Raw genomic sequence first — 21,848 nt, 5'->3', positions numbered from 1 at the left:
CTCTTCTTATGCATTCGTGGGGTGGCTATCGTCGCCGTCATTCTCTGATATGTAAAATCGTATTAAAGTAATGCTCTGATACATTTTTAATATCGATTGATGTGAGCGGTGACAGGAGCCATGCAGAGATGATCAATTTTCGCATTATTCGCCATATGTGGCTGTTTCTCGCGGTGGCGGAGGAGAAACATTTTGGCCGTGCGGCGAAGCGACTTGGCATGACCCAGCCGCCCCTCACCCAGCAGATTCAGGTGCTGGAGCAGTCGCTGAAGGTGCAGTTGTTTGATCGCTCGAAGCGCAATGTGCAGCTCACGCCCGTGGGACTAGCCATCCTGCCTGCGGTCAAACGCTTTGCCGAGCAGGTTGAACGGCTGGAGCTGGCGGTAAACGAAGCGGTAGCCGGGCATACCGGCATGCTGACCATCGGCGCGATTAGCACCGCTATGCTCGATGTGTTGCCGCCGCTAATTGATAAGATGAAAGCGCGCTACCCGGATATCGTGATTTCCATTAAGGAGATCGACAGCGCCGAAGCGGTACTGGCGCTGCAAAATGGGGAGATCGATCTTGCTTTTGCGCGCCTCACCGGGGAAATGGGCGAGGGGATTACGCTGCTGCCGCTGTCCAGCGCCGAACTGGTGGTGGCATTACCCCGCCAGCACCGGCTGGCCGGCGAGTCGCAGATTGCGCTGCGCGATTTGATGCAGGAGGAGTGGGTGATGTTCTCTCGCCACCTGAGCCCGGTTTATTTCGACAGTATTACCGCCGCTTGCCGCAACGAAGGCTTTTCGCCGCGGATTATTCACCACGTACGCTCGGTCTCTTCACAGATTGCTTTTGTCGGCTGTGGGCAGGGAATTGCGCTGGTGCCGGACTCGCTGGAGCGTCTGTCACCGGCCAACGTGGTGACCGTGCCGCTCGACCAGACGATCGAGGTGATCACCACGGCGGTAGCCTGGTCAGCCAGTCGGAAAAATCCGCTGGCTGACAAGTTTATCGCCCTGATTCAGACGCCTGAGGTGGGGTGATTACTGCCCGATAGCGCCCGCGAGGGCGCGAATATCATTACCGGTCGGCGACTGATGTATTCGCAGACCAAACTCTTCCACTACTGCGAAAATATGGTCGAAGATATCCGCCTGAATGCTTTCGTATTCTGCCCAGACAACGGTGTTGGTGAAGGCATATATTTCAATCGGCAAGCCGTTATTATCCGGTGCCAACTGACGTACCATCAGCGTCATATCCTTGCGAATCTTCGGATGGTTACGCAGATATTCGTTGAGATACGCACGGAAGGTACCAATATTGGTCATTTTACGCAGATTAAGCACCGAATCATCGCTACCGTATTCCTGATTCCACAGACTAATTTCCTGATAACGAGAGTCCATATACGGTTTTAGCAGTCGCGCCTGAATTAAGCGCTGTTGTTCTTGCTCATCGAGGAAATGGACGCTGGTGGTATCAATGTTCAGACTGCGCTTAATTCGACGTCCGCCTGACGCTGACATTCCACTCCAGTTTTTGAAGGAGTCAGAGACCAGCGACCAGGTAGGAATAGTGGTAATGGTGTTATCCCAGTTACGCACTTTGACCGTGGTTAAACCGATATCCGTCACCGCACCATCGGCACCGTATTTTGGCATCTCCAGCCAGTCGCCGAGCTTCAGCATATCGTTCGCCGACAGCTGAATACCGGCCACCAGACCCAGAATTGGGTCTTTGAAGACCAGCATCAATACCGCCGCCATCGCCCCCAGACCACTTATCAGAATCGCCGGTGACTGCCCCAGCAGCAGGGAAATCATCAGGATGCCAATCAGGATAGCGCTGACCAGCTTCACACCCTGAAATATGCCTTTCAGCGGAAGCTGAGAAGAGAAGGAGAGTTTCTGCGACAGATTGAAAATAACGTCCAGCAGCGAGAAGAATGACAGCAGGGCATATAGCATGACCCACAGCTGCGCCACCGTGGTTAATATTTCCGCTGCTTCACTGCCTTTTTGCAGCCACAGCACGGCCTGCACGTTGACAATGATCCCTTGCAGCGTAAACGCCAATCGGTGAAACAGCTTATTCTGCGTGATGATTTGCAGCCATAAATGGCTGCTGGCCTGCGCGCGTTTTTCGAAAGTGCGCAGCACCAGACGGTGTAAAATCAGATGAACAATGATGGCAGTGAGAAAAATAATACCAAAGATGATCACAAGTGAATTGGTATGGTTTATTTCAATGCCCATCTCTTCTATCTGGGAAATGAGTTCCTGCATAACGTCTCCTATATAGCCAGTCTTTAATAATGACCAGGCTAGCTATAATATGCAAACAGCTATACAGGAACTTAATAATCAGGAGGTTACCATCGCCGGGCTACGGTTTAAGTGATGACGTAGGCCAATGGCAATCACCGCCAGCAGCAGCATCATCACCGCCTCCACGCCGAGAAAACCGATCATCGCCTGCGGATAGCTACCGTGATGATTCCGCATCAGCATTAACAGCAGTGAGCCAAATACCGCCGGACCAAGCCCTAACGTCGCCTGCTGCAGCGTACTCAGCAGCGCGCTGCCAGCACCCGCGTCGTTGGCGGTGATATCGCGCATTCCCACGCGATAGAAGCAGTTCACAATCAACGCCTGACCGTAGCCAATCAGCGCCGTGGCGGGCACCAGCGTCAGCGTGGTGGTGGCCTGGCCGTAGTGGTGGAAGGTCTCCATCAGCAGCAGCAGGCCGCTAATTTGTACCACTAACCCGGCGACCAGAATGCGTCCCATGCTGTGGCGCGCAATCAGCTTCGGCGCGTACATTGCCGACAGGAAGTAGGCTACGCCAAGGGCGATAAAGCTGTTTCCGGACTGCCACGGCGCCATGCCAAGGCCGGACTGCATGGTCAGCGCCATGCAGAACATAAACCCGGACCAGGCGCTGAAGAACAGCAGCGCAATTACCATGCCGAAGCGAATGCTGGCAAGCTGCAGCAGGCGTGGCGGTAGCAGCGGGTGCTCGCCGCGCTGCTCTTTACGCAACGCGATGGCGCGCATCCAGAACAGCAGCGGAATAATCGCCAGCAGCATCAGGCGCATCGACCACGGCCAATGCAACTCCGGTCCCAGCGCCATCGGGAACAGCAGGCAGCAGAGGATAAGCCCGAGGCTAAAAGTGCCCTGCCAATCGATGGTTGAGTGTTCATCGCGGCGGGTTTCCGGCACGTAGCGGCGGCTAAAGGCCAGTACCAGCAGGCCAATTGGCACGTTGATAAAGAAGGCGTTACGCCAGCCCATCCCAGCGATATCTGCCGACACCAGCCAGCCGCCGAACATCTGCCCGACGATAAACGAAATGCCGCCAATGCCGCCGTAGAGGCTAATGGCCCTGGCGTGCGCAGTTCCTTTCAGCGTGACGTGCAGGGTGGCGAGGATCTGCGGCACGATAAGCGCCGCACCTGCCCCCTGAAGGGTACGGGCGGCAAGCAGTGCGGTAATCGAATTAGAAATGCCGCACAGCAACGAAGCGAGGCTAAAAATCGCCACGCCCCACATAAACAGGCGGCGGCGACCGTAGTTGTCGCCAAGTTTGCTGCCCATCGCCAGACAGACGGCAAACGCCACGCCGTACAGCGCCACAATCAGCTCAAGCTGGGTGGGGCTGGCGTGCAGTGACTCGGTGATGGAATCCAGGGCGACGTTGGTAATCGAGGTATCGATTTGGGGCAACATCAGGCCGGTAAGCAGCAGGAAAAGCCCCGCGCGACCGGGTGAAACAGCAGACGTTTTCATGGTGACTCCATTGCGTCATTCAGCGATTGGACGTAGCATCCCTGATTAAATAAACGGGTACCAGTTCCTGGTTATACTGGTACTGGCACTACTATGCTGGAGATACCATGAGCCTCATCAGCGACAGTGAAATGGACGTATTGCAGACACGGCAGATGGATAGCCGTAAGCAGCTGGGTGCATTTCTTCGGGCGCGACGGGAAAGTCTCGACCCGCAGCGGTTAGGGCTACCGCGTAGCGGGCGGCGGCGCACGCCTGGCCTGCGTCGCGAAGAGGTGGCGATGCTGGCGGACGTTGGCGTGACCTGGTATACCTGGCTTGAGCAGGGGCGCGAGGTTAATCCGTCGGTGGCGGTAATGCAAGCGGTCGCCGAAGCGCTCCAGTGCAGCGAGCTGGAAACGCGCCATCTGTTTGTGCTGGCGGGATTAACGCCGCTGGAATCTTTAAATGTACCCCAGTGCGAGGGAATCAGCCCCGGCACGCGCCGTATGCTGGACAGTCTGCTGCCTCAACCGGCCAGCATTCAGAAACCGAACTTCGATATCGTGGCGTGGAATGACGCGTTTTGTCGGCTGATGGGCGTTGATTTTTCCCTCATCCCCGAAGATGAACGAAATTGTATCTACCTGTATCTGACCCACCCTGGCTGGCGTAGCCGTCTGGCCAATCCCGACGTGATGGGCAATTTTGTCTCCTATTTCCGCGCCGCGATGGCCGAGCACCGGGGGGAACCGGCGTGGGAGAATAAGCTCGCCCGCTTCTTTGCCGCCTCTGCCGAGTTTGAAGCGCTCTGGCACCAGCGCTACGAAGTCCGCGGCGTCGAAAATCAGATTAAAACGTTCCGCCATCCCGAGTTCGGCGAATTTCAGCTCCAGCAGATGTACTGGTACTCCGCGCCGCGCAACGGCTCGCGTTTGCTGGTCTATTTACCGGTAGATGAAGTCGGGGAAGGGGTGTTAGCGAGGTTGTAGTACGGAGACGATCCCGGCGGCGCTTCGCTTGACCGGGCTACCCGGGGTGTGCGTTTTACGATCCGCAATCCATGTTTGACGCAAGAATCTGAACCTTGATGCTATCAGGAGTAGGGTAGGGCAAAACGGGTAAATTAGCCTTTAATGCAATTTGCCTTATATGCTAATATTCAAGGACGAAAATCGTGTTCAGAATTCTTGTTCATGCAGATGCCAGAGAGGAAATGCTGGCATTGCCTGCATCTGCGCAAGCGAAGATGATCGGCAAAATAGAAAAACTTCGGCTAAATCCTACCGTTCTGCGAGAGCCAGACAGTAAACCTCTCTCTCACGGTCTTTTTGAAATCCGTACGGTAGGGATGATTCATTGTCGCGGCATCTATGCATTTCAGCAGGGGCAGACGATTTTCTTACTGCGTGTATTTATTAAAAAAACGCAAAAAACACCTCCAGCGGACATCCGTCTGGCATTAAAACGGCTACAGGAGATGCGGGATGAGCAAGAAAGTAATTGATTGGGACGATCTGAGAGCCGAAATGCTGGAGCGTGCAGACGTGAAAGCGGCATTTGATGCGCAGGAACGGCAGGAACGTCTGCGAGATATGCTGGCGAAGTGGCGTAGCAATGCGGGCCTGACACGAGCGCAGGTTGCGCAGCGAATGGGCGTGAGTGCCCCAACGGTCTCAAGAATGGAAGCCAACGTGACGCGAGCAAGCCTTGATACGCTGACGCGCTATGCGCTGGCTTGCGGGGTGAAACATCCGCAGATCTTGCTGTATTGAGGTTTCCCGGCGCGGGCTACCCAAGACGAGTAGCCCGGCCAAGCGAAGCCCCGCCGGGAAGACACTAAAGCTAAATCAGATCTCGGTAATCACCGCTTCTTCCGGCAGACGAGATTTTGGCAGCGCTTTGTTGAAGTCTTCCACGCTGTGATACCCAACCGGCACTACCACCAGGCTGGTGAAGCCTTTCTCTTTCAGGCCAAATTCCGCGTCCATAATCTCAGCGTCGAAGCCTTCAATAGGGACTGCGTCCAGGCCCATTGCGCCCATCGCCAGCAGGAAGTTACCCACGTTCAGGTAGGTCTGGTTGGCTGCCCACTGCGCGTCGTCGTGACGTTCTTTACGGTGCAGGTCGGCGAAGAAGGTGCGGCCTTTGTGGTTAGCCGCTTTGGCTTCCGGCGTAGCGAAACGGCCATCGGCGTCTTCTTGATCCACTACTTTTTCCAGCCAGGCATCGTCGATTGCGGTTTTTGCGCAGAACACCACCACGTGGGAAGCATCCAGCATTTTGCGTTCGTTGAACACGTAACCGCCCGCGGCAGATTTGGCGACGCGCGCTTTGCCTTCGTCGGTGCTAGCGACGATAAAGTGCCACGGCTGGGAGTTGGTGCTGGACGGGCTAAAGCGCAGCAGGGTTTTCAGACTGGCAGCCTGCTCAGCGGTCAGCTTTTTGCTGGCGTCAAAGGCCTTGGTGGAATAGCGCGCTTTAGCAACGGAAACGATATCCATAAACACTCCTGAATGATTAAAGGCACCGCGAATCGGTGCGTTGAATCCAGGCAGGTTACCGCGCCATGTCACAAATGAGAAGGGTGTAAAATGCGATAACACTTATCGCATTTCGCAGAAAATCAGACGGGACGGACGCGCTGTTGCACCCGTTTTGGCAGTTTATTAACCACCAGATTCCACGAATCTTCAATCAGGCTATTGAGCAGGTCCACGGTGATTTCATCGCCGGGATAGACCGAAATCCAGTGCTTTTTGTTCATGTGGTAGCCCGGCTTAATGTGCGGGTAGATGGCCTGGTGCAGCAGCGATTGCTCCGGGTCAACCTTCAGGTTGATGATAGGCTCGCCGCGTAGGTAAGCCTTGAGCATAAACATTTTGCCTTCCACGATGAAAACATCGTACTCCGGCCCGAAAGGCCAGTAGATGTCAGAGAAGGGCAGGGTCAGCGCAAACTCGTGCGCCCGTTCATGCAGCGTTTTACCGTCCATTAGTCACCTTCGGCCAGGGCCAGCCACATCGCTTCGAAGCCTAACGCTTTGAGCTTATCGGCGCGCTGCGGTTCGCGGCTGGCAAATTCAATGGTGGTTTCCGCCAGCGACAGGAACAGCGCGTCGCCAAAGGCGCGGAAGTCATCGGACATAAACACCGGGCGCACCGAGCGCTGGCAGAGCTTTTGCAGCTCTGGGAACATCGCTCTCACCTGGGTGATGGTCTCTTCGGTAATTTTTTCGCTTACCGCCATGCGTCGTAGCGCGTGATGCCCGATAGGATTGCGCACGCCCCAATCGATGTAGCTATTCCAGATGCCATGCGTGAACGCTTTTGGCGAGTCGGTTTCCACCAGACCGGCCTTCATTGCTTCGCAGAGGCCGGTTTTCAGATGCAGATAAAGCGCATTAAGCAGGTCGTCTTTGGTGGCGAAATAGCGAAACAGCGTGCCCTCTGCAACCCCCGCGCTGCGCGCAATCAGCGCAGTTGATGCGGCAATGCCGGATTGGGCAATGGCGCTGGTGGCAGCTTCCAGTAACGCTTGTTTTTTATCTTCACTCTTCGGACGAGCCACTACACTTTACCTCTCTGACTGTAAAAAACGTGATTGAAACATGCCGACCCCAGGGACTTCAACGTCGATTGTCAAATTTTGAAAATTGCTTGACGATTTTTTCCCCGTCTTTCTATAATGAGTGCCTACTCACTCATAATCAACCTTTTTAGTGTGGCTTCCTGGATGAAGCTGGTCCAGGGTCAGGATATGAAACCTTTTATCATCAGTGTGGTTGCCATCATGCTTATTGCCAGTGCCGCAAGTTTACCTTTCGTCCTGAACGCCGGTTTTGGCCAGGCACCGCAAGGGGTTGAAAAAAGTCAGATTGAACGCTCACCGAACTACCGTGACGGCGCGTTCCAGAACGCCTTGCCAACGCCTGGCTTTACCGGTGACAAAAATATGGTGATGGCGTGGTGGGAGTTTTTAACCGCCAAACGTGAAAATGCCCGTCCAACCCAGCCGCTGCCGATGGTCCCGACCGATCTCGCCAGCTTGCCGCTGGGGCAGGACACCATGATTTGGCTCGGCCATTCCTCATGGTATTTGCAGCTGTCTGGCAAGCGCATTCTGATTGACCCGGTATTCAGCAACTATGCCGCGCCGTTCTCTTTTCTGAATAAAGCGTTCCCCGGTGACTACCCGTGGCGCGCCGAGAACATGCCGGAGATAGACCTGCTGATTATCTCTCACGATCATTACGATCATCTCGACTACGCCACCATTAAGGGGCTGATGCCGAAGATCAAACGTGCCGTGGTGCCGCTGGGTGTAGGTTCTCACCTGCGTTACTGGGGGATGAAAGACGAGGTGATTAGCGAGGCCGACTGGCAGGAAAGCGTCACCATCAGCGATGCGCTGAGCGTGCACGTGCTGCCTGCGCGTCACTTCTCTGGCCGCGGTCTGAAGCGTAACCAGACGCTGTGGGCGAGCTTTATGTTTGTGACGCCTACACAGAACATTTATTACAGCGGCGACACCGGCTACGGCCCGCACTTTAAAGCGATTGGTGAGCAGTTTGGCCGCGTTGACGTTGCCATTATGGAAGACGGTCAGTACGACCAGGACTGGCGCTACATCCACATGATGCCGGAACAAACGGCGCAAGCGGCGGCAGACCTTAACGCCCAGCGCGTGCTGCCGGGACATGCCGGGCGCTTCGTGTTGGCAAAACATACCTGGGACGACCCGTACAAACGTCTGGTACAGGCCAGCAAAGATAAAGCGTATCGGCTGTTAACGCCGATGCAGGGCGAGCCGGTATGGCTTGCTGACTCAACACAAACATTCCGTGCCTGGTGGGAATAACCACCGGCTGTAGTTAAACGAGGGGGAAGGGGTGTATGACCGAATTAGCCACTCAGGTTGTCGACACACTGGTCGAATGGATTGACGATAATCTGCATCAGCCACTGCGCATTGATGAAATTGCCCGTCGGGCAGGGTACTCGAAATGGCATTTACAGCGCATTTTTCTGCAACATAAAGGGGAAAGTCTGGGGCGTTACATTCGCCACCGGAAGCTTCATCTGGCGGCAGATGAGCTATGTACGACCAATCAAAAGGTTTATGACATTTGTCTGAAGTATGGGTTTGATTCCCAGCAAACCTTTACCCGCATTTTTACCCGCACGTTTCATCAGTCGCCGGGTGCCTACCGCAAAGAGAATCATCGTCCGCAGACGCATTGATTCCGCCCCGGGGTCAGCGTAAACGCCTCGGCCGGGCTACAAAACAATCTCATGCCCCGTAGCCCGGCCGAGCGCAGCGACGCCGGGGAATCGCCGCATTCAATCCGCCAGCGAAAACCAGCGCCGCCACACATAGCGAATCACCAGATACTCAATCGTCCCCAGCGCCAGAAACCACACGCAAAACAGCACGGTGTAAAACTGACTTAGATCCATAAAATGGAAGGTCTCAACCATCTTCTGCGCCAGCGTCAGCCCTAGCGACGGTGCGGGCAGCAGCAGGCAGGAGAGGAACGCCAGCAATAAAATACCGGCGGCGGTCATCAGGGATTCGAGCGGATGCTTCATATCATGTTAATCTTTAGTTAAAGATATTATTGTCCGGTAATTTTTAATGGAACGCAATGTTTCTAATTAAACAGACCTTTTATCGAATAATTAAAATAAATAACCAGACCTACGATAATAATCGCATGCCGAGAAGTGAAATAATGTTCTGGTTTAAATTAAATATAGCTTTCGTAAATTAACGTCATGCTCATGATAATAATTTTACAAAAGTATAAGTACTATATCCAACCAGCGTGGCAATCACGATAGCCAGCGCGATGTACAGCGCCAGGCGGCGTCCTCTGTAGATTCCAAACATAATGACCTCGTTTAGATGGGGTTTAGGAACATTCTGTAATATTAATATTAGTAAATCAACTTAATGTCATTTTGAAATTTAAAAAGCAAAAAATATTTTGGCTTAATAAATATTTTTTTGCTCGTCGATATTATTCAATGACGTCGCCTTGGCCAGAAAGTGAATTCAGGCTTTCCGTTAGCAGGAATTTAAAAGGAAACCTATCATGTCGAAAATGATGAACAATAAAAACGTGCCGCACGCGGGCTATGACCCACATGAGCACGCCTACCAGCAGACCACCGAGCAGGTGCTGTCGCAGCTGAATAGCCAGCCTGACGGCCTGAGCATGGATGATGCGGCCGAGCGTCTGAACACCTATGGCCCGAACGCGCTGCCGGAGAAAAAGGGCAAGCCCGCGTGGCTGCGCTTTCTGGCACACTTCAACGACGTACTGATTTATGTCCTGTTGGCCGCGGCGGCGCTGACCGCCGTGATGGGGCACTGGGTCGATACCTTTGTCATTCTTGGCGTGACGGTGATTAACGCCCTGATTGGTCACATTCAGGAGAGCAATGCGGAGAAATCGCTGAAAAGCATCCGCAATATGCTGTCCAGCGACGCGCGAGCGATTCGCGGCGGTAGCCATAAGACGGTGGCAACCACCGAACTGGTGCCGGGCGATATCGTGGTACTGCGCGCGGGTGACCGAATTCCTGCGGACATGCGTCTGATTGAAGCGCACAACCTGCGCGTGGAAGAAGCGATTCTGACCGGTGAGTCCACCGTGGTGGATAAGCACACCGATGCGCTGCACGGTGAACTGCCGCTCGGTGACCGTACCAATATGGTGTTCTCCGGCACTACCGTCAGCGCCGGTGGCGGCGTAGGCGTGGTCGTGGCGACCGGACAGGAGACTGAACTGGGTCACATCAACCAGATGATGGCCGGTATCGAAAAGCACCGTACGCCGCTGCTGGTGCAGATGGACAAGCTCGGCAAAGCGATTTTCGCCATTATCCTGGCGATGATGGGCGCGCTGTTTGTCTTCAGCATGGCGCTGCGCGACATTCCTTTGGGTGAACTGCTGCTGTCGCTGATTAGCCTCGCGGTTGCCGCGGTACCTGAGGGTCTGCCAGCCATTATCTCGATTATCCTGTCGCTGGGTGTACAGGCGATGGCGCGCAAGCGTGCGATCATCCGCAAGCTGCCAACCGTCGAGACCCTGGGCGCGATGACCGTGGTCTGCTCGGATAAAACCGGCACTCTGACCATGAACGAAATGACCGTGAAGGCGATTATCACCGCCGACAGCTGCTACCGTGTGGACGGCAACAGCTACGAGCCGCACGGCAGCATTTACCTGGAAGGCAGCAACGAGCCGGTCAACGTACAGCCGTACACCGTGCTGGAGAAGTATCTACGTACCATCGACCTGTGTAATGACAGCCAGTTGATTCAGGACGCGCAGGGCCACTGGGGCATTACCGGCGGTCCAACCGAAGGCGCACTGAAGGTGCTGGCGGCCAAAGCCAACCTTGAGCCGCTGCGTACCCAGCTGATTGCCAAGATCCCGTTCGACTCGCAGTACAAGTACATGTCTACCCACTTCCAGTTGGATGACGAAGAAGTGGTGATGGTCACCGGTGCACCGGATGTGCTCTTTGCACTGTGCCAGCAGCAGCAGACCGCCCGTGGCGTTACGCCGTTCGAGCGTAGCTACTGGGAAGCAGAAATGGCGCGCTTTGCCAGCCAGGGGCTGCGCATGGTGGCAGCGGCCACTAAGCCAGCCGCGCCGGGGGCGAAAACCCTCGACCACAGCGACCTGCAGGAAGGTCTTATCTTCCTCGGCATTGCCGGGATGATGGACCCGCCGCGTCCGGAAGCGGTTGATGCGATTCATACCTGCCAGAATGCAGGGATCCGCGTGAAGATGATCACCGGCGATCACCCGCAGACCGCCATGAGCATTGGCCAGATGCTGGGGATCCGAAACAGCAGCGAAGCAATGACCGGCTACCAGCTGGAGCACATGGATGACGCCGAGCTGGCAAAAGCGGCGCTGGAGTACGACATTTTCGCGCGTACCAGCCCGGAGCATAAGCTGCGCCTGGTGAAAGCGTTGCAGGAGAACGGCGAAATCGTCGGCATGACCGGCGACGGCGTGAACGATGCGCCAGCGCTGCGTCAGGCAGATGTCGGTATCGCCATGGGTATTAAAGGCACCGAGGTGACCAAAGAGGCCGCCGACATGGTTCTGACCGATGACAACTTTGCGACCATCGCCAGTTCGGTGAAAGAAGGGCGTCGCGTATACGACAACCTGAAGAAGACGATTCTGTTCATTATGCCAACCAACCTGGCGCAGGGGCTGCTGATTATCATCGCCCTGCTGGCGGGCAATATCATCCCGCTCACCCCGGTGTTGATTCTGTGGATGAACATGGCGACCTCTGCCACGCTCTCCTTTGGCCTGGCGTTTGAAGCTGCTGAGCGTAACGTGATGAACCGTCCGCCGCGTAAAACCGGCCAGCACGTGATGGATGCCTTTGCCGTCTGGCGCGTCGCCTTCGTCGGTTCGATGATTGCCATTGCCGCCTTTATCCTTGAGGCCTGGCTGGCACCGCGCGGCCACAGCGCCGAGTTCGTGCGCACCGTGCTGTTACAGATGCTGGTAACCGCGCAGTGGGTCTACATGATTAACTGCCGCAGCAGCGACCGCTTCTCCCTGAACAGCGGTCTGCTGAAGAACAAAGGCATCTGGCTGGTAACCGGCGTGCTGCTTCTGCTCCAGATGGCGATTATCTACCTGCCGCTGATGCAGACGCTGTTCGGCACTGAAGCGCTGCCTCTGCGCTACTGGGGTATCACGCTGGTGATTGGCGTGGCGATGTTCCTGGTGGTTGAAGTGGAAAAACGTCTGACCCGCCGTTTCCGTAAAACCACATCGTAATTGATAAGCCCCTCTCCAGTCGGAGGGGGGCCTTGCCCTGCAAGGACTTCCCCATGAGAAAAACCTTCCGCCTCGCCCTGTTGGCCTGTGGCCTGGCCGCCTGCGCACCGGCCCTGGCTTCGGTACCGGTTCGTGTGATTACCGTTGAGCAGGCTCCACACGCCGCTGAGCGTCAGGTGCCGGGGCGCGTAGAGGCTATTCACGCCGTTGAAATTCGCGCCCGTACCGAAGGTGCCATCGTGAAGCGCCATTTCCAGGATGGACAGGAGGTCAATAAAGGTGACCTCTTGTTTACCCTCGATGACGCTCAACCCCGCGCGGCGTTAGCGCTGGCGCAGGCGGAGCTCAAAAGTGCGCAAGCCTCACTGCGTCAGGCACAGCAGTTGCTCTCGCGCTATCAGAGTCTGAACACCAGCCAGGCCATCAGCCGCAACGATGTTGATAACGCGCAGATGCAGCGCGACGTGGCGGCCGCTGCCGTTGAGCAGGCAAAAGCCCGGATTTCTGCACAGCAAATTACCCTCGATTACACCCGTATCACCGCGCCGGTTAGCGGGCGCATGGGCCATAGCGCGTTTCACGTCGGTACGCTGGTTAACCCAGCCAGCGGCGTGCTGGCAGACGTGGTGCAGTTGGATCCTATCCGCGTGAGCTTCGCGCTGGATGAGTCGGCGTTCTACACCAAAGCCGGGCAGCATGCGGATATCCGTGCGCTGAAGGCGGCGTGGCTGGCGCAAATTACCCTCGATGGCCAGCGTGAAGATGGTGTCCTGACCTCGGTCGACAATCGTATTGATGCCCGCACCGCCAGCGTGACGATACGCGCGGAGTTTGCTAACCCGCAGCATCGATTGCTGCCGGGCGGTAACGTTTCGGTCACCCTGCGCCAGCAGGAAGCCGCCGAACGGGTGATGATCCCAGCGGCAGCGGTACAGCAGGACGCGCAGGGCTACTTTAGCTGGGTCGTGACGCCAGAGAACAAGGCCGGGCAGCGTCGTTTGTCGCTGGATGGCCAACAAGGACAAACCTTTGCGGTCGCGCAGGGGTTAACAGCGGGTGAGCGTGTTGTCACCGAAGGCGCCCAGCGTCTGACCGACGGTGCCACCGTCACGCTGCTGAATTAAGTAAGGAGAGAGCATGCTGACGTTCTTTATTCGTCGCCCGCGTTTCGCGATGGTGATTGCGCTGCTGATGACCTTTGTTGGCGCGGTGGCGCTAAAGCTCATTCCGGTGGAGCAGTACCCGCAAATCACTCCGCCGGTGGTTAACGTCAGCGCCAGTTGGCCGGGCGCCAGCGCGCAGGATGTGGCGGAAGCCATTGCCGCGCCGCTGGAAACGCAGCTGAACGGCGTTGACCATATGCTCTATATGGAGTCGACCAGCTCAGACGACGGTGGCTACAGCCTGAACCTGACCTTCGCCGCCGGAACCGACCCGGACATGGCGGCGATTGATGTGCAAAACCGCGTCTCCCAGGCGGTCGCGCAGCTACCAACCGAAGCGCAGCAAAACGGTGTGCAGGTGCGTAAACGCGCCAGCAACCTGCTCATGGGGGTTAGCCTCTATTCCCCAAAAGGCTCGCTCTCCTCCTTACAGATAAGCAATTACGCCAGTACTCAGGTGCGTGAAGCGCTGGCGCGTCTGCCGGGCGTCGGTCAGGTGCAGATGTTTGGCGCGCGCGATTACAGCATGCGCATCTGGCTGCGTCCGGATCGCATGAACGCGATGAATATCACCAGTGAAGATATCGCCCAGGCGCTCAATGAGCAGCACGTGCAGGGGGCATCCGGGCAAATCGGTACACCGCCGGTATTTAATGGCCAGCAGCAGACGCTGACCATTAATGGGTTGGGGCGTTTGACCGACGCCGACGAGTTCCGCCGCATCGTGGTGCGTAGCGGTGAGCAGGGCCAACTGGTGCGATTGTCTGACGTGGCAACCATTGAGCTTGGCGCGCGCAGCTATAGCTCCAGCGCTCAGCTTAACGGCGTGGAGTCGGCGTATATGGGGATTTACCCCACGCCAACCGCCAATGCGTTACAGGTAGCAAAGGTGGTGCAGGATGAACTGACCCGTTTGCAAAGCCGCTTCCCGGCGGATCTGATGTGGGAAGTGAAGTTTGACACCACCCGCTTTGTGGCGGCGACGATTAAAGAGATTGGTACCTCGCTGGCGCTGACGCTGCTGGCGGTTGTGGCGGTGGTTTCCCTGTTCCTGCAAAGCCTGCGCGCCACGCTGATTGTGGCGCTGGCGATCCCGGTGTCGCTGGTGGGGACGTTTGCCGTGCTCTACCTGCTGGGTTACAGCGCCAACACGCTCAGCCTGTTCGCGATTATTCTGGCGCTGACCATGGTGGTGGATGACGCCATTGTGGTGGTGGAAAGCGTCGAAGGGCACATGGCGGAAGGGATGAACCGCCTGGAAGCTACCGGGCTGGCGCTGCGCCAGATTGCCGGGCCGGTGATTGCCACCACGCTGGTGCTGCTGGCGGTGTTTGTGCCGGTGGCAATGCTGCCGGGTATTGTCGGTGAGCTGTATCGCCAGTTTGCGGTGACGCTCTCCACGGCGGTCACGCTCTCCAGCATTGTGGCGCTGACGCTGACCCCAGCGCTGTGCGCGCTGCTGCTGCGTCCTCGTCTCAAGCAGCCCGCCCGTTTCTTTCAGTGGTTTAACCTCGGGCTGAACGCCACCCGCGACGGCTACGGCAAGCTGGTGGCGTGGATGAACCGTCGTCCACTGGTGGCGGTAGCGGGCACCTTGCTTGCTGCGCTGCTGGTGGCGTTCAGCTTTACCAGCATGCCGAAAGGCTTCCTGCCGCAGGAAGATCAGGGATACGTGTTTGCCAACGTTCAACTGCCAGAGTCTGCTTCGCTTGAGCGAACCGAAGCGGTGATGGCGAAGGCGCGCGAGTTGTTGGGCGCGCATCCGGCGGTAGAGGATGTGATTCAGGTGTCTGGCTTTAGCATTCTGAGCGGCACCAGCGCCTCAAACGGCGGCTTTATCTCGCTGATGTTGAAAGACTGGTCGCAGCGTGCACCTTTGGAGACGGTGATGGGCGAGCTTCAGCATCAGTTGATGGCGATGCCGGAAGCCAACATTATGCTGTTTGCGCCGCCAACGCTTCCGGGCCTTGGCAGCGCTGCGGGCTTCGACCTGCGTATTCTGGCGCAGGCCGGGCAAACGCCAGCCGAACTGGAGCAGGTGACGCGCGCCATTCTGATGAAGGCCAACCAGCATCCGCAGCTTAGCCGTGTGTTCACCACCTGGAGCAGTAACGTTCCGCAGTTGACCTTAACCGTTGACCGCGACCAGGCCGCCAGGCTGGACGTGCCGGTTTCTCGCATCTTTAACAGCCTGCAAACGGCCTTTGGCGGCGCGCGCGCTGGCGACTTTAGTATCAACAACCGCGTCTACCACGTGGTGATGCAAAACGAGATGCAGTGGCGTGAGCGCGCCGAGCAAATCAGCGAACTGTTTGTGCGCAGTAACCAGGGCGAGCGGGTTCGCCTGAGCAACCTGGTCACCGTAACGCCAACCGTCGGTGCGCCGTTTATTCAGCAGTTCAATCAGTTCCCGTCGGTATCGGTCAGCGGTTCGGCAGCGGAAGGGGTCAGCAGCCGTACGGCGATGACCGAGATGGAGAACCTGCTCAAGGCGAACCTGCCGGAGGGCTACGACTACGCCTGGAGCGGGCTCTCCTGGCAGGAGCAGCAGACCGGCAACCAGGCGGTGTGGATTGTGCTGGCGGCGGTAGCGATGGCGTGGCTGTTCCTCGTGGCACAGTATGAAAGCTGGACGCTACCGGCGAGCGTCATGCTGTCGGTGCTGTTCGCCATCGGTGGTGCGCTGCTGTGGCTATGGACGGCGGGCTATGCCAACGACGTGTACGTGCAGATTGGCCTGGTGCTACTTATCGCGCTGGCGGCGAAAAACGCGATATTGATTGTCGAATTCGCTCGCGAGCGCAGGCAGTCCGGGCTCTCTATCGTCGAGGCCGCGCGCGAGGGGGCGACCCGTCGCTTCCGCGCGGTGATGATGACCGCGGTGTCGTTTATTATCGGTATCATGCCGATGATGTTCTCCACCGGGGCCGGGGCGCAGAGCCGCCGGATAATTGGCACCACGGTGTTCAGCGGCATGCTGGTGGCGACGGTGATTGGCATCCTGTTTATCCCGTCGCTCTACGTGCTGTTCCAGCGCCTGCGCGAGTGGGCGCACCGCAAGGCGGGCTAACCCATCTGCGCCAGTTGGCTTCGCAGCACGTCCACCCCCGGCGCAATGGCGTCGGGGTTAATGGCGTGAAAGCCCATACGGAAGAAATTGTCCGGCGGCGCCGCATCAAGAAAATGCCGTGCGCCGGGCTCAATCAACACCCCGGTATGGGCGGCGCGCCAGGTGAGCTGCTGAGTGCTGATGTTTGCGGGCGTGCGTAGCCAGAAGGCGTTGGCGTGTTCGCAGCCTGGCAGCGGCTGGCACTCCGGCAGCAGCGTCGTCAGCGCGGTATGCAGCCTGTCCCAGCGCCGGGCGGAGTCATCGCGGTAGCGCCGCAGGTGCGTCTCGTAATGACCCTGAGCGAGAAAATGCGCCATCTGGTACTGAATGTTGGTCGGCGGATGGCGGTAAACCAGCCGACGCAGGGCGCGGGCTTCATCAATCAGATCCGGGTCGGCGACCATAAATCCTAAACGCAGCCCCGGCGACAGCGCTTTTGACAGGCTGCTGACGTAAATCACCCTCCCGCTGCGGTCGCTGGCCTTCAACGCGGGCAGCGGATTGGCCTGGAAGTTACTCTCCGAATCGTAATCATCCTCAATAATCACCGCGTCATGCTGCGCGGCGTGCGCCAGTAGCTGGCTACGTCTGGTCTTGCTCATGGTGACGCCGGTCGGCACCTGGTGGCCTGGCGTCACGTAGTAGTAGTCGCAGGGTGTGTCGCTGAGCACAATCCCTTCTTCATCCACCGGGTGCGGCACGATGTCGCTGTCACCGAGCAGAAAGGTATTTATCGCCTCGCGAAAACCGGGGTTCTCCACGCCCACTCGGGTCTGGCGCGACATCAGCAGTCGGGTGAGCAGGTAGAGCGCATTCTGCGAGCCGAGGGTAATCAGAATTTCATCCGGCGCGGCAACGATGCCGCGTTTGGGCAACACGCGGGTGCGGATTTGCTCAATCAGCATCGGTACATCCTGGTCGATATGGTCGACAACCCACGCCGGGTCGCGCATGCCGCCGTGCAGCCAGTTTGCCGCCGACCGCCAGCTGGCCAGCGGAAACTGACGGGTATCGGGCTGGCCATAGATAAACGGATAGCGGTAGTTCATCCAGCCGGCAGGCTTGAGGATAGACTCCTGCTGGCTGGGAGTGATGTTGAGTCGTTTGCCCCACGATGGTGCAGAATCGCCGCTGGCGGGTGCAGGCGCGGCGGCAGAAAGGCGCGGCGCGTGGTAGTCCGGATGCAGGTAATACCCGCTGCGCGGACGGCTGACCAGATAGCCTTCGTTGACCAGGCTTTCAAACACCAGCGCGGTGGTATTGCGCGAAACCTGAAGCTGCTGCGCCAGCTGTCGACACGACGGCAGCGGCGTATCGACGGCGAAAATGCCGCCGAGAATGGCGTTGACCAGCGATTCGCGAACCTGCTCCTGCAACCCGCGCTGGTGGTCAAAATCCACGTGCAATAAGTGCCGAATCATACGCTGCTCCTTCGAATATCCGCTTTCCCTGAGTGCAGCAATTTCTGTACCAGGCTGAAATCGTCTGACACAAGCGCGTGCGAAAACTGGCTCTATTCAGAATGCAAAAAGTCTCCCTACAGTAAAAACGTCGCCAGCCATCGTTAAAAAATGCGTCTGTCGGCACACATCTTGCAACGGTTCCAGAGCGTCTGGAATAAACGTGTTCGGCATATTTGAGTAGGGGTCAAACGATGAAAAAAACGATGGGTTCGTATTATCTGGCCGCCGTGATGGCAATGACCTTTTCATTACAGGTCGCCGCCGCTGATTTGCCAGAAATTGAAAAGTCCGGGACCTTAAAAGTGGCAACCGAGGATGACTACGCGCCGTTTAACTTTATGAATAACGGCAATGCCGATGGGTTTAACAAAGATATGCTGGCAGCGCTGCGCGAGTACGCCAAATTCAACGTCACGCAAAGTATTCTGCCGTGGACCGGGTTATTAGCAGCGGTCTCCACCGGACAGTACGATATGGCATTAACCGGTGCCGTTGTCACCGATGAACGCCTCAACGTGTTTAATTTCACCCCGCCGTGGGCTTCTGCGCAGCATTATTTTGTGAAGCGTGCGGGCGATAACTCATTAAATACCATTGCCGATCTCAGCGGTAAAAAAGTCGGCCTCCAGGCAGGCAGCGCGCTATTAGCCCGCCTGCCGGAGCTGAAAGCGATGATTGAAAAAACCGGCGGCAAGCTCGGCCCGGTTGTGGAATACCCTTCTTACCCGGAAGCCTACGCCGATTTAGCCAATAAACGTCTCGACTACGTGATTAACGTGGTGATTTCCGTGAACGACCTGGTAAAAGCCAAGCCGAAGGTCTTCGCCAAGGGGTTGCCGGTCTCCGGCCCGGGCTATATGGCCTGGCCAATTCCGAAAAACTCGCCGGAGCTGCTGGCGTACATGACCAAATTTATCAACCACATGCGTGAAACCGGCAAGCTCGCTGAGCTGCAGAAAAAATGGTTTGGCGAAACCTATGATGACCTGCCAACCGAACCTATCACCAGCGCCGCGCAGTTCCACAAGCTCGCCGGCCAGTAAAGCGTTGCCCGGCCGAGCCACGCGACGCCGGGAGCTATACCCCGATTAACCTCAGGAGGGCACCATGGACGCAATAGCATGGCAGTTACTGATCGAAGGCGCATGGACGACCCTCTGGATTTCGGCCATCGCCATCGCCTTTGGGGTGGTGATAGGACTGATTATCGCCTTTGTGCGCATGATGAAAATCCCGGTCATCGACCAGATTCTGGTTATCTATATCAGCCTTGCCCGCGCCACGCCGCTGGTGACGCTGGTGCTGTTTCTCTTTTTATCGCTGCCGACGGTGGGCATTAACCTCGACAAAACGGTGGCAGCTATTGTCGCGCTGACCCTCAATACCTCGGCGTTTAATGCCGAAATCTGGCGCAACGCCTTTCGCACCTTCCCGCGTGAACAGCGCGAAGCGGCAGAGTCGGTAGGGATGCGCCGCTGGCCCTATTTCCGCTACATCATGCTGCCGCAAATGTGGCTGGAGAGCCTGCCTGCGCTGGTGAACGAAATGTCCTTTTTGATTAAGGGCAGCCCGGCGATTGCGGTGATAGGCGTGGTGGATCTCACCCGCGTCACCAACCGCATCGCCTCCGTCACCTATGAACCGCTGTCACCCATCCTGGCCGCCGGTCTGCTGTACGTGGTGATTATTGGTCTGCTGCTCAAGCTTCAGAGCCTGGCGGAACGCAAAGCAAAACGACTGGCGCGATAAGCCTCGGGAGGACACATGAACCAATGGGCCATTATCTGGGCCGAGCACGACAATTTTATTGCCGGCCTGCTGGCGACGCTTGAACTGTTTATTACTGCCGCCGTATGTGGGTTGTTGATTGGCACGCTGCTGTGCTATTTCACCGAATACCAGAAGCGGGTGCTGAATAACGTTATTGTTGGGTTTGTGAACCTGATGCGGGCGATTCCGTTTTTGATTCTGGCTTATTTACTGTATTACGGATTGCCGGAGCTGGGCATTAGCCTGGACGCATGGACGGCGGGGCTGGTGGCGTTAATTATCTACCACGGTGCCTATTTCTTTGAGATTCTCCGCAGCCAGCGTCGGGTATTCTCCAACGGCTATATTGAAGCCGCTGTGGTGCAGGGTTTCTCCCGCTACACCATTTTTCGCCGCATCGTTCTGCCGAATATTTTCTCCTCTGCGCTGCCGCTTTTGGGCAATCAGCTGATTATCTGCCTGAAGGACACCGCGTTTCTCAGCATTATTACCGTACAGGAAATTACCGCCGCCGCGAACAGCGTGCAGGCAACCTATTTTATTCCGTTTAACGCCTTTATTGTCGCCATTGCGCTGTATTGGGCTATCAGCATCGTGCTCGAACTGCTGGTGAAACGGTTGAGTGTTTATAGCGCTAAAAGAGGAATGAGCCATGTCTGATACCACGGCGGTAAGCGTCAAAAATGTCTCCAAGCAGTTTGATAACGTCGAGGTGCTGCGCGATATCAATCTGACGGTGGAAAAGGGGACGGTGGTTAGCATTCTCGGTTCGTCCGGTTCGGGAAAATCGACGCTGCTGCGCTGCATGAACTGGCTGGAGCAGCCCGACCGCGGCGAAATCCGTATCGGTGGGCAGCGCATTGGCGTTGATGACCACTCCGGAAAAAGTATGTCGCACCGCGAGCTGTCGAAGATTCGCGAGCGGGTAGGGATGGTGTTCCAGAGCTTCAACCTGTGGCCGCACCTGACGGTGCTGCAAAACGTGATGGAAGCATTGCTGCATGTAAAAGGCATGAAGCGCGATGAGGCGCGGCAGATTGCGCATCAGCAGTTGGAGAAGGTGGGGATGGAGCACAAAGCAGAGGCTTACCCGATAACTCTCTCCGGTGGGCAAAAGCAGCGGGTGGCGATTGCCCGTTCGCTGGCGATGTCGCCGGAGGTGCTGCTGTTTGACGAGCCGACTTCGGCGCTCGACCCGGAGCGCGTGAACGAGGTGCTAAGCGTGATGAAGTCGCTGGCTGCGGAGGGCTACACCATGGTGGTGGTGACGCACGAGATGGAGTTTGCCCGCCAGGTGTCGAACGAAGTGGTGTTTCTGGAGAAGGGAATTTTGATTGAGAAAGCGCCGCCGGAGGTTTTCTTTACGGCGCCGAAGTCGGAGCGGGTGAGGCAGTTTTTGCAAAGTAGTCGTTAGTTCAAACAACGTGGGCGGCTCTCCTGGTTTTCTCCCTAGAAGCAGTCTCTTTTACATAAACTCCAGGGGAAAGCTGAATATATGCCAGTGTGGTGAAGGGTTCCGTTCACTTTACGCTGGGTAGAATATGAGGACTTTTCACCGGTGAACGTGTTAAGGGGGATAACCGCATCCCCCTTAACAATCCCCGCGGCCCCGCAGGGAAATCGGTGCTTCGCACTACGCTCGCCTACGAATTCCAGCCTGCGGCACGGCGAAACTCGACATCCCTGTCTCGGTTCGCCTCAGTCCGCCATCCATGGCGTCCTGACCTTGTCTTCCATTCTTCGGCTCGCCGATTTCCAGCG

The 21,848-nt window shown here is 56.8% G+C and carries 20 protein-coding genes; 13 read left to right on the top strand and 7 right to left on the bottom strand.

Annotated elements, in window-relative coordinates:
• Positions 1 to 128: 128 nt before the first annotated feature.
• Entirely contained in the window at positions 129 to 1,028 is a 900-nt protein-coding gene (locus RDN66_RS04470) for a LysR family transcriptional regulator (protein ID WP_308537584.1), read from the top strand.
• Here RDN66_RS04470 and RDN66_RS04465 read toward each other — a convergent pair whose 3' ends face one another.
• The gene (locus RDN66_RS04465) at positions 1,029 to 2,273 is read right to left on the bottom strand and encodes a mechanosensitive ion channel family protein (protein ID WP_115074574.1); all 1,245 of its coding nucleotides are present in this window, start codon (positions 2,271 to 2,273) and stop codon (positions 1,029 to 1,031) included. It lies immediately after the preceding gene.
• Between the two features lie 78 nt (positions 2,274 to 2,351).
• Positions 2,352 to 3,779 (bottom strand): MFS transporter, encoded by a 1,428-nt coding sequence (locus RDN66_RS04460; protein ID WP_202216269.1) that lies wholly within the window; start codon positions 3,777 to 3,779, stop codon positions 2,352 to 2,354.
• Between the two features lie 131 nt (positions 3,780 to 3,910).
• Here RDN66_RS04460 and RDN66_RS04455 point away from each other — a divergent pair, with 131 nt between their 5' ends.
• The 3 genes from RDN66_RS04455 to RDN66_RS04445 all read left to right on the top strand — a co-directional run bounded on the left by RDN66_RS04455 (position 3,911) and on the right by RDN66_RS04445 (position 5,533).
• On the top strand, positions 3,911 to 4,750 hold the full coding sequence (locus RDN66_RS04455; protein WP_035891876.1) for a helix-turn-helix transcriptional regulator: 840 nt from the start codon (positions 3,911 to 3,913) through the stop codon (positions 4,748 to 4,750).
• A gap of 185 nt (positions 4,751 to 4,935) precedes the next feature.
• On the top strand, positions 4,936 to 5,265 hold the full coding sequence (locus RDN66_RS04450) for a type II toxin-antitoxin system RelE/ParE family toxin (protein WP_202216268.1): 330 nt from the start codon (positions 4,936 to 4,938) through the stop codon (positions 5,263 to 5,265).
• Complete coding sequence (locus tag RDN66_RS04445; RefSeq protein WP_202216267.1) at positions 5,246 to 5,533, top strand: helix-turn-helix transcriptional regulator; 288 nt, start codon at positions 5,246 to 5,248, stop codon at positions 5,531 to 5,533. The genes RDN66_RS04450 and RDN66_RS04445 overlap by 20 nt, the downstream gene beginning before the upstream one ends.
• A gap of 75 nt (positions 5,534 to 5,608) precedes the next feature.
• Here the strand turns inward: RDN66_RS04445 and nfsB are convergent, their stop codons facing one another.
• From nfsB to RDN66_RS04430, 3 genes are all read right to left on the bottom strand, one after another.
• Complete coding sequence (nfsB, locus tag RDN66_RS04440; RefSeq protein ID WP_202216266.1) at positions 5,609 to 6,262, bottom strand: oxygen-insensitive NAD(P)H nitroreductase; 654 nt, start codon at positions 6,260 to 6,262, stop codon at positions 5,609 to 5,611.
• Between the two features lie 122 nt (positions 6,263 to 6,384).
• The gene (locus tag RDN66_RS04435; RefSeq protein WP_035891762.1) at positions 6,385 to 6,753 is read right to left on the bottom strand and encodes an MmcQ/YjbR family DNA-binding protein; all 369 of its coding nucleotides are present in this window, start codon (positions 6,751 to 6,753) and stop codon (positions 6,385 to 6,387) included.
• Positions 6,753 to 7,328, bottom strand: a complete 576-nt coding sequence (locus RDN66_RS04430; protein WP_123650074.1) for a TetR/AcrR family transcriptional regulator — start codon at positions 7,326 to 7,328, stop codon at positions 6,753 to 6,755. The genes RDN66_RS04435 and RDN66_RS04430 overlap by 1 nt, the downstream gene beginning before the upstream one ends.
• Positions 7,329 to 7,493: 165 nt before the next feature.
• Here RDN66_RS04430 and RDN66_RS04425 point away from each other — a divergent pair, with 165 nt between their 5' ends.
• Both RDN66_RS04425 and RDN66_RS04420 read left to right on the top strand, forming a co-directional pair.
• Positions 7,494 to 8,618 (top strand): MBL fold metallo-hydrolase, encoded by a 1,125-nt coding sequence (locus RDN66_RS04425; protein ID WP_374043979.1) that lies wholly within the window; start codon positions 7,494 to 7,496, stop codon positions 8,616 to 8,618.
• A gap of 35 nt (positions 8,619 to 8,653) precedes the next feature.
• Complete coding sequence (locus RDN66_RS04420; protein WP_035891756.1) at positions 8,654 to 9,001, top strand: RamA family antibiotic efflux transcriptional regulator; 348 nt, start codon at positions 8,654 to 8,656, stop codon at positions 8,999 to 9,001.
• 99 nt (positions 9,002 to 9,100) lie between these two features.
• On the opposite strand, the gene RDN66_RS04415 is transcribed toward RDN66_RS04420, so the two are convergent.
• Positions 9,101 to 9,349, bottom strand: a complete 249-nt coding sequence (locus RDN66_RS04415; RefSeq protein ID WP_035891755.1) for a DUF1158 domain-containing protein — start codon at positions 9,347 to 9,349, stop codon at positions 9,101 to 9,103.
• 506 nt (positions 9,350 to 9,855) lie between these two features.
• On the opposite strand from RDN66_RS04415, the gene RDN66_RS04410 reads away from it, so the two are divergent.
• Genes RDN66_RS04410 through RDN66_RS04400 form a run of 3 tightly spaced genes read left to right on the top strand, consistent with a single transcriptional unit; the run spans position 9,856 to position 16,815 of the window.
• A complete protein-coding gene (locus tag RDN66_RS04410) occupies positions 9,856 to 12,582 on the top strand; it encodes a cation-transporting P-type ATPase (RefSeq protein WP_202216264.1) in 2,727 nt (908 codons plus the stop codon).
• A 53-nt stretch (positions 12,583 to 12,635) separates the two neighbouring features.
• Positions 12,636 to 13,706, top strand: coding sequence for an efflux RND transporter periplasmic adaptor subunit (locus RDN66_RS04405; protein WP_202216263.1), 1,071 nt, complete (start codon positions 12,636 to 12,638; stop codon positions 13,704 to 13,706).
• Between the two features lie 13 nt (positions 13,707 to 13,719).
• The gene (locus RDN66_RS04400) at positions 13,720 to 16,815 is read left to right on the top strand and encodes an efflux RND transporter permease subunit (RefSeq protein ID WP_115074575.1); all 3,096 of its coding nucleotides are present in this window, start codon (positions 13,720 to 13,722) and stop codon (positions 16,813 to 16,815) included.
• Here the strand turns inward: RDN66_RS04400 and RDN66_RS04395 are convergent.
• Complete coding sequence (locus tag RDN66_RS04395; RefSeq protein WP_308537583.1) at positions 16,812 to 18,275, bottom strand: PLP-dependent aminotransferase family protein; 1,464 nt, start codon at positions 18,273 to 18,275, stop codon at positions 16,812 to 16,814. The two genes, RDN66_RS04400 and RDN66_RS04395, sit on opposite strands and share 4 nt — an antisense overlap.
• Before the next feature lie 233 nt (positions 18,276 to 18,508).
• Here RDN66_RS04395 and RDN66_RS04390 point away from each other — a divergent pair, with 233 nt between their 5' ends.
• The 4 genes from RDN66_RS04390 to RDN66_RS04375 all read left to right on the top strand — a co-directional run bounded on the left by RDN66_RS04390 (position 18,509) and on the right by RDN66_RS04375 (position 21,501).
• Positions 18,509 to 19,360: a transporter substrate-binding domain-containing protein gene (locus tag RDN66_RS04390; protein WP_035897617.1), complete on the top strand. Its 852-nt coding sequence runs from the start codon at positions 18,509 to 18,511 to the stop codon at positions 19,358 to 19,360.
• Positions 19,361 to 19,424: 64 nt separating this feature from the next.
• Positions 19,425 to 20,066 carry an amino acid ABC transporter permease gene (locus tag RDN66_RS04385; RefSeq protein ID WP_035897619.1) on the top strand — a complete coding sequence of 214 codons (642 nt, stop codon included), beginning with the start codon at positions 19,425 to 19,427 and terminating at the stop codon, positions 20,064 to 20,066.
• A 15-nt stretch (positions 20,067 to 20,081) separates the two neighbouring features.
• The gene (locus tag RDN66_RS04380) at positions 20,082 to 20,747 is read left to right on the top strand and encodes an amino acid ABC transporter permease (protein ID WP_035897621.1); all 666 of its coding nucleotides are present in this window, start codon (positions 20,082 to 20,084) and stop codon (positions 20,745 to 20,747) included.
• Positions 20,740 to 21,501: an amino acid ABC transporter ATP-binding protein gene (locus RDN66_RS04375; RefSeq protein ID WP_035897623.1), complete on the top strand. Its 762-nt coding sequence runs from the start codon at positions 20,740 to 20,742 to the stop codon at positions 21,499 to 21,501. Before RDN66_RS04380 ends, RDN66_RS04375 begins: the two co-directional genes overlap by 8 nt.
• Positions 21,502 to 21,848 lie beyond the last annotated feature (347 nt).

Source organism: uncultured Kluyvera sp. (genome assembly GCF_902485085.1).
In the GTDB taxonomy this organism is placed as follows: domain Bacteria; phylum Pseudomonadota; class Gammaproteobacteria; order Enterobacterales; family Enterobacteriaceae; genus Kluyvera; species Kluyvera ascorbata.
The sequence above is the reverse complement of the archived record's forward strand: the minus strand, read 5'-3'. Positions and strand labels throughout refer to the sequence as shown.

Coding starts and splice junctions, on each gene's coding strand:
- RDN66_RS04470 (WP_308537584.1), top strand. CDS start 129: ATGATCAATTTTCGCATTATTCGCCATATGTGGCTGTTTCTCGCGGTG.
- RDN66_RS04465 (WP_115074574.1), bottom strand. CDS start 2,273: ATGCAGGAACTCATTTCCCAGATAGAAGAGATGGGCATTGAAATAAAC.
- RDN66_RS04460 (WP_202216269.1), bottom strand. CDS start 3,779: ATGAAAACGTCTGCTGTTTCACCCGGTCGCGCGGGGCTTTTCCTGCTG.
- RDN66_RS04455 (WP_035891876.1), top strand. CDS start 3,911: ATGGACGTATTGCAGACACGGCAGATGGATAGCCGTAAGCAGCTGGGT.
- RDN66_RS04445 (WP_202216267.1), top strand. CDS start 5,246: ATGAGCAAGAAAGTAATTGATTGGGACGATCTGAGAGCCGAAATGCTG.
- nfsB (WP_202216266.1), bottom strand. CDS start 6,262: ATGGATATCGTTTCCGTTGCTAAAGCGCGCTATTCCACCAAGGCCTTT.
- RDN66_RS04435 (WP_035891762.1), bottom strand. CDS start 6,753: ATGGACGGTAAAACGCTGCATGAACGGGCGCACGAGTTTGCGCTGACC.
- RDN66_RS04425 (WP_374043979.1), top strand. CDS start 7,494: ATGAAGCTGGTCCAGGGTCAGGATATGAAACCTTTTATCATCAGTGTG.
- RDN66_RS04420 (WP_035891756.1), top strand. CDS start 8,654: ATGACCGAATTAGCCACTCAGGTTGTCGACACACTGGTCGAATGGATT.
- RDN66_RS04415 (WP_035891755.1), bottom strand. CDS start 9,349: ATGAAGCATCCGCTCGAATCCCTGATGACCGCCGCCGGTATTTTATTG.
- RDN66_RS04410 (WP_202216264.1), top strand. CDS start 9,856: ATGTCGAAAATGATGAACAATAAAAACGTGCCGCACGCGGGCTATGAC.
- RDN66_RS04405 (WP_202216263.1), top strand. CDS start 12,636: ATGAGAAAAACCTTCCGCCTCGCCCTGTTGGCCTGTGGCCTGGCCGCC.
- RDN66_RS04400 (WP_115074575.1), top strand. CDS start 13,720: ATGCTGACGTTCTTTATTCGTCGCCCGCGTTTCGCGATGGTGATTGCG.
- RDN66_RS04395 (WP_308537583.1), bottom strand. CDS start 18,275: ATGATTCGGCACTTATTGCACGTGGATTTTGACCACCAGCGCGGGTTG.
- RDN66_RS04390 (WP_035897617.1), top strand. CDS start 18,509: ATGAAAAAAACGATGGGTTCGTATTATCTGGCCGCCGTGATGGCAATG.
- RDN66_RS04385 (WP_035897619.1), top strand. CDS start 19,425: ATGGACGCAATAGCATGGCAGTTACTGATCGAAGGCGCATGGACGACC.
- RDN66_RS04380 (WP_035897621.1), top strand. CDS start 20,082: ATGAACCAATGGGCCATTATCTGGGCCGAGCACGACAATTTTATTGCC.
- RDN66_RS04375 (WP_035897623.1), top strand. CDS start 20,740: ATGTCTGATACCACGGCGGTAAGCGTCAAAAATGTCTCCAAGCAGTTT.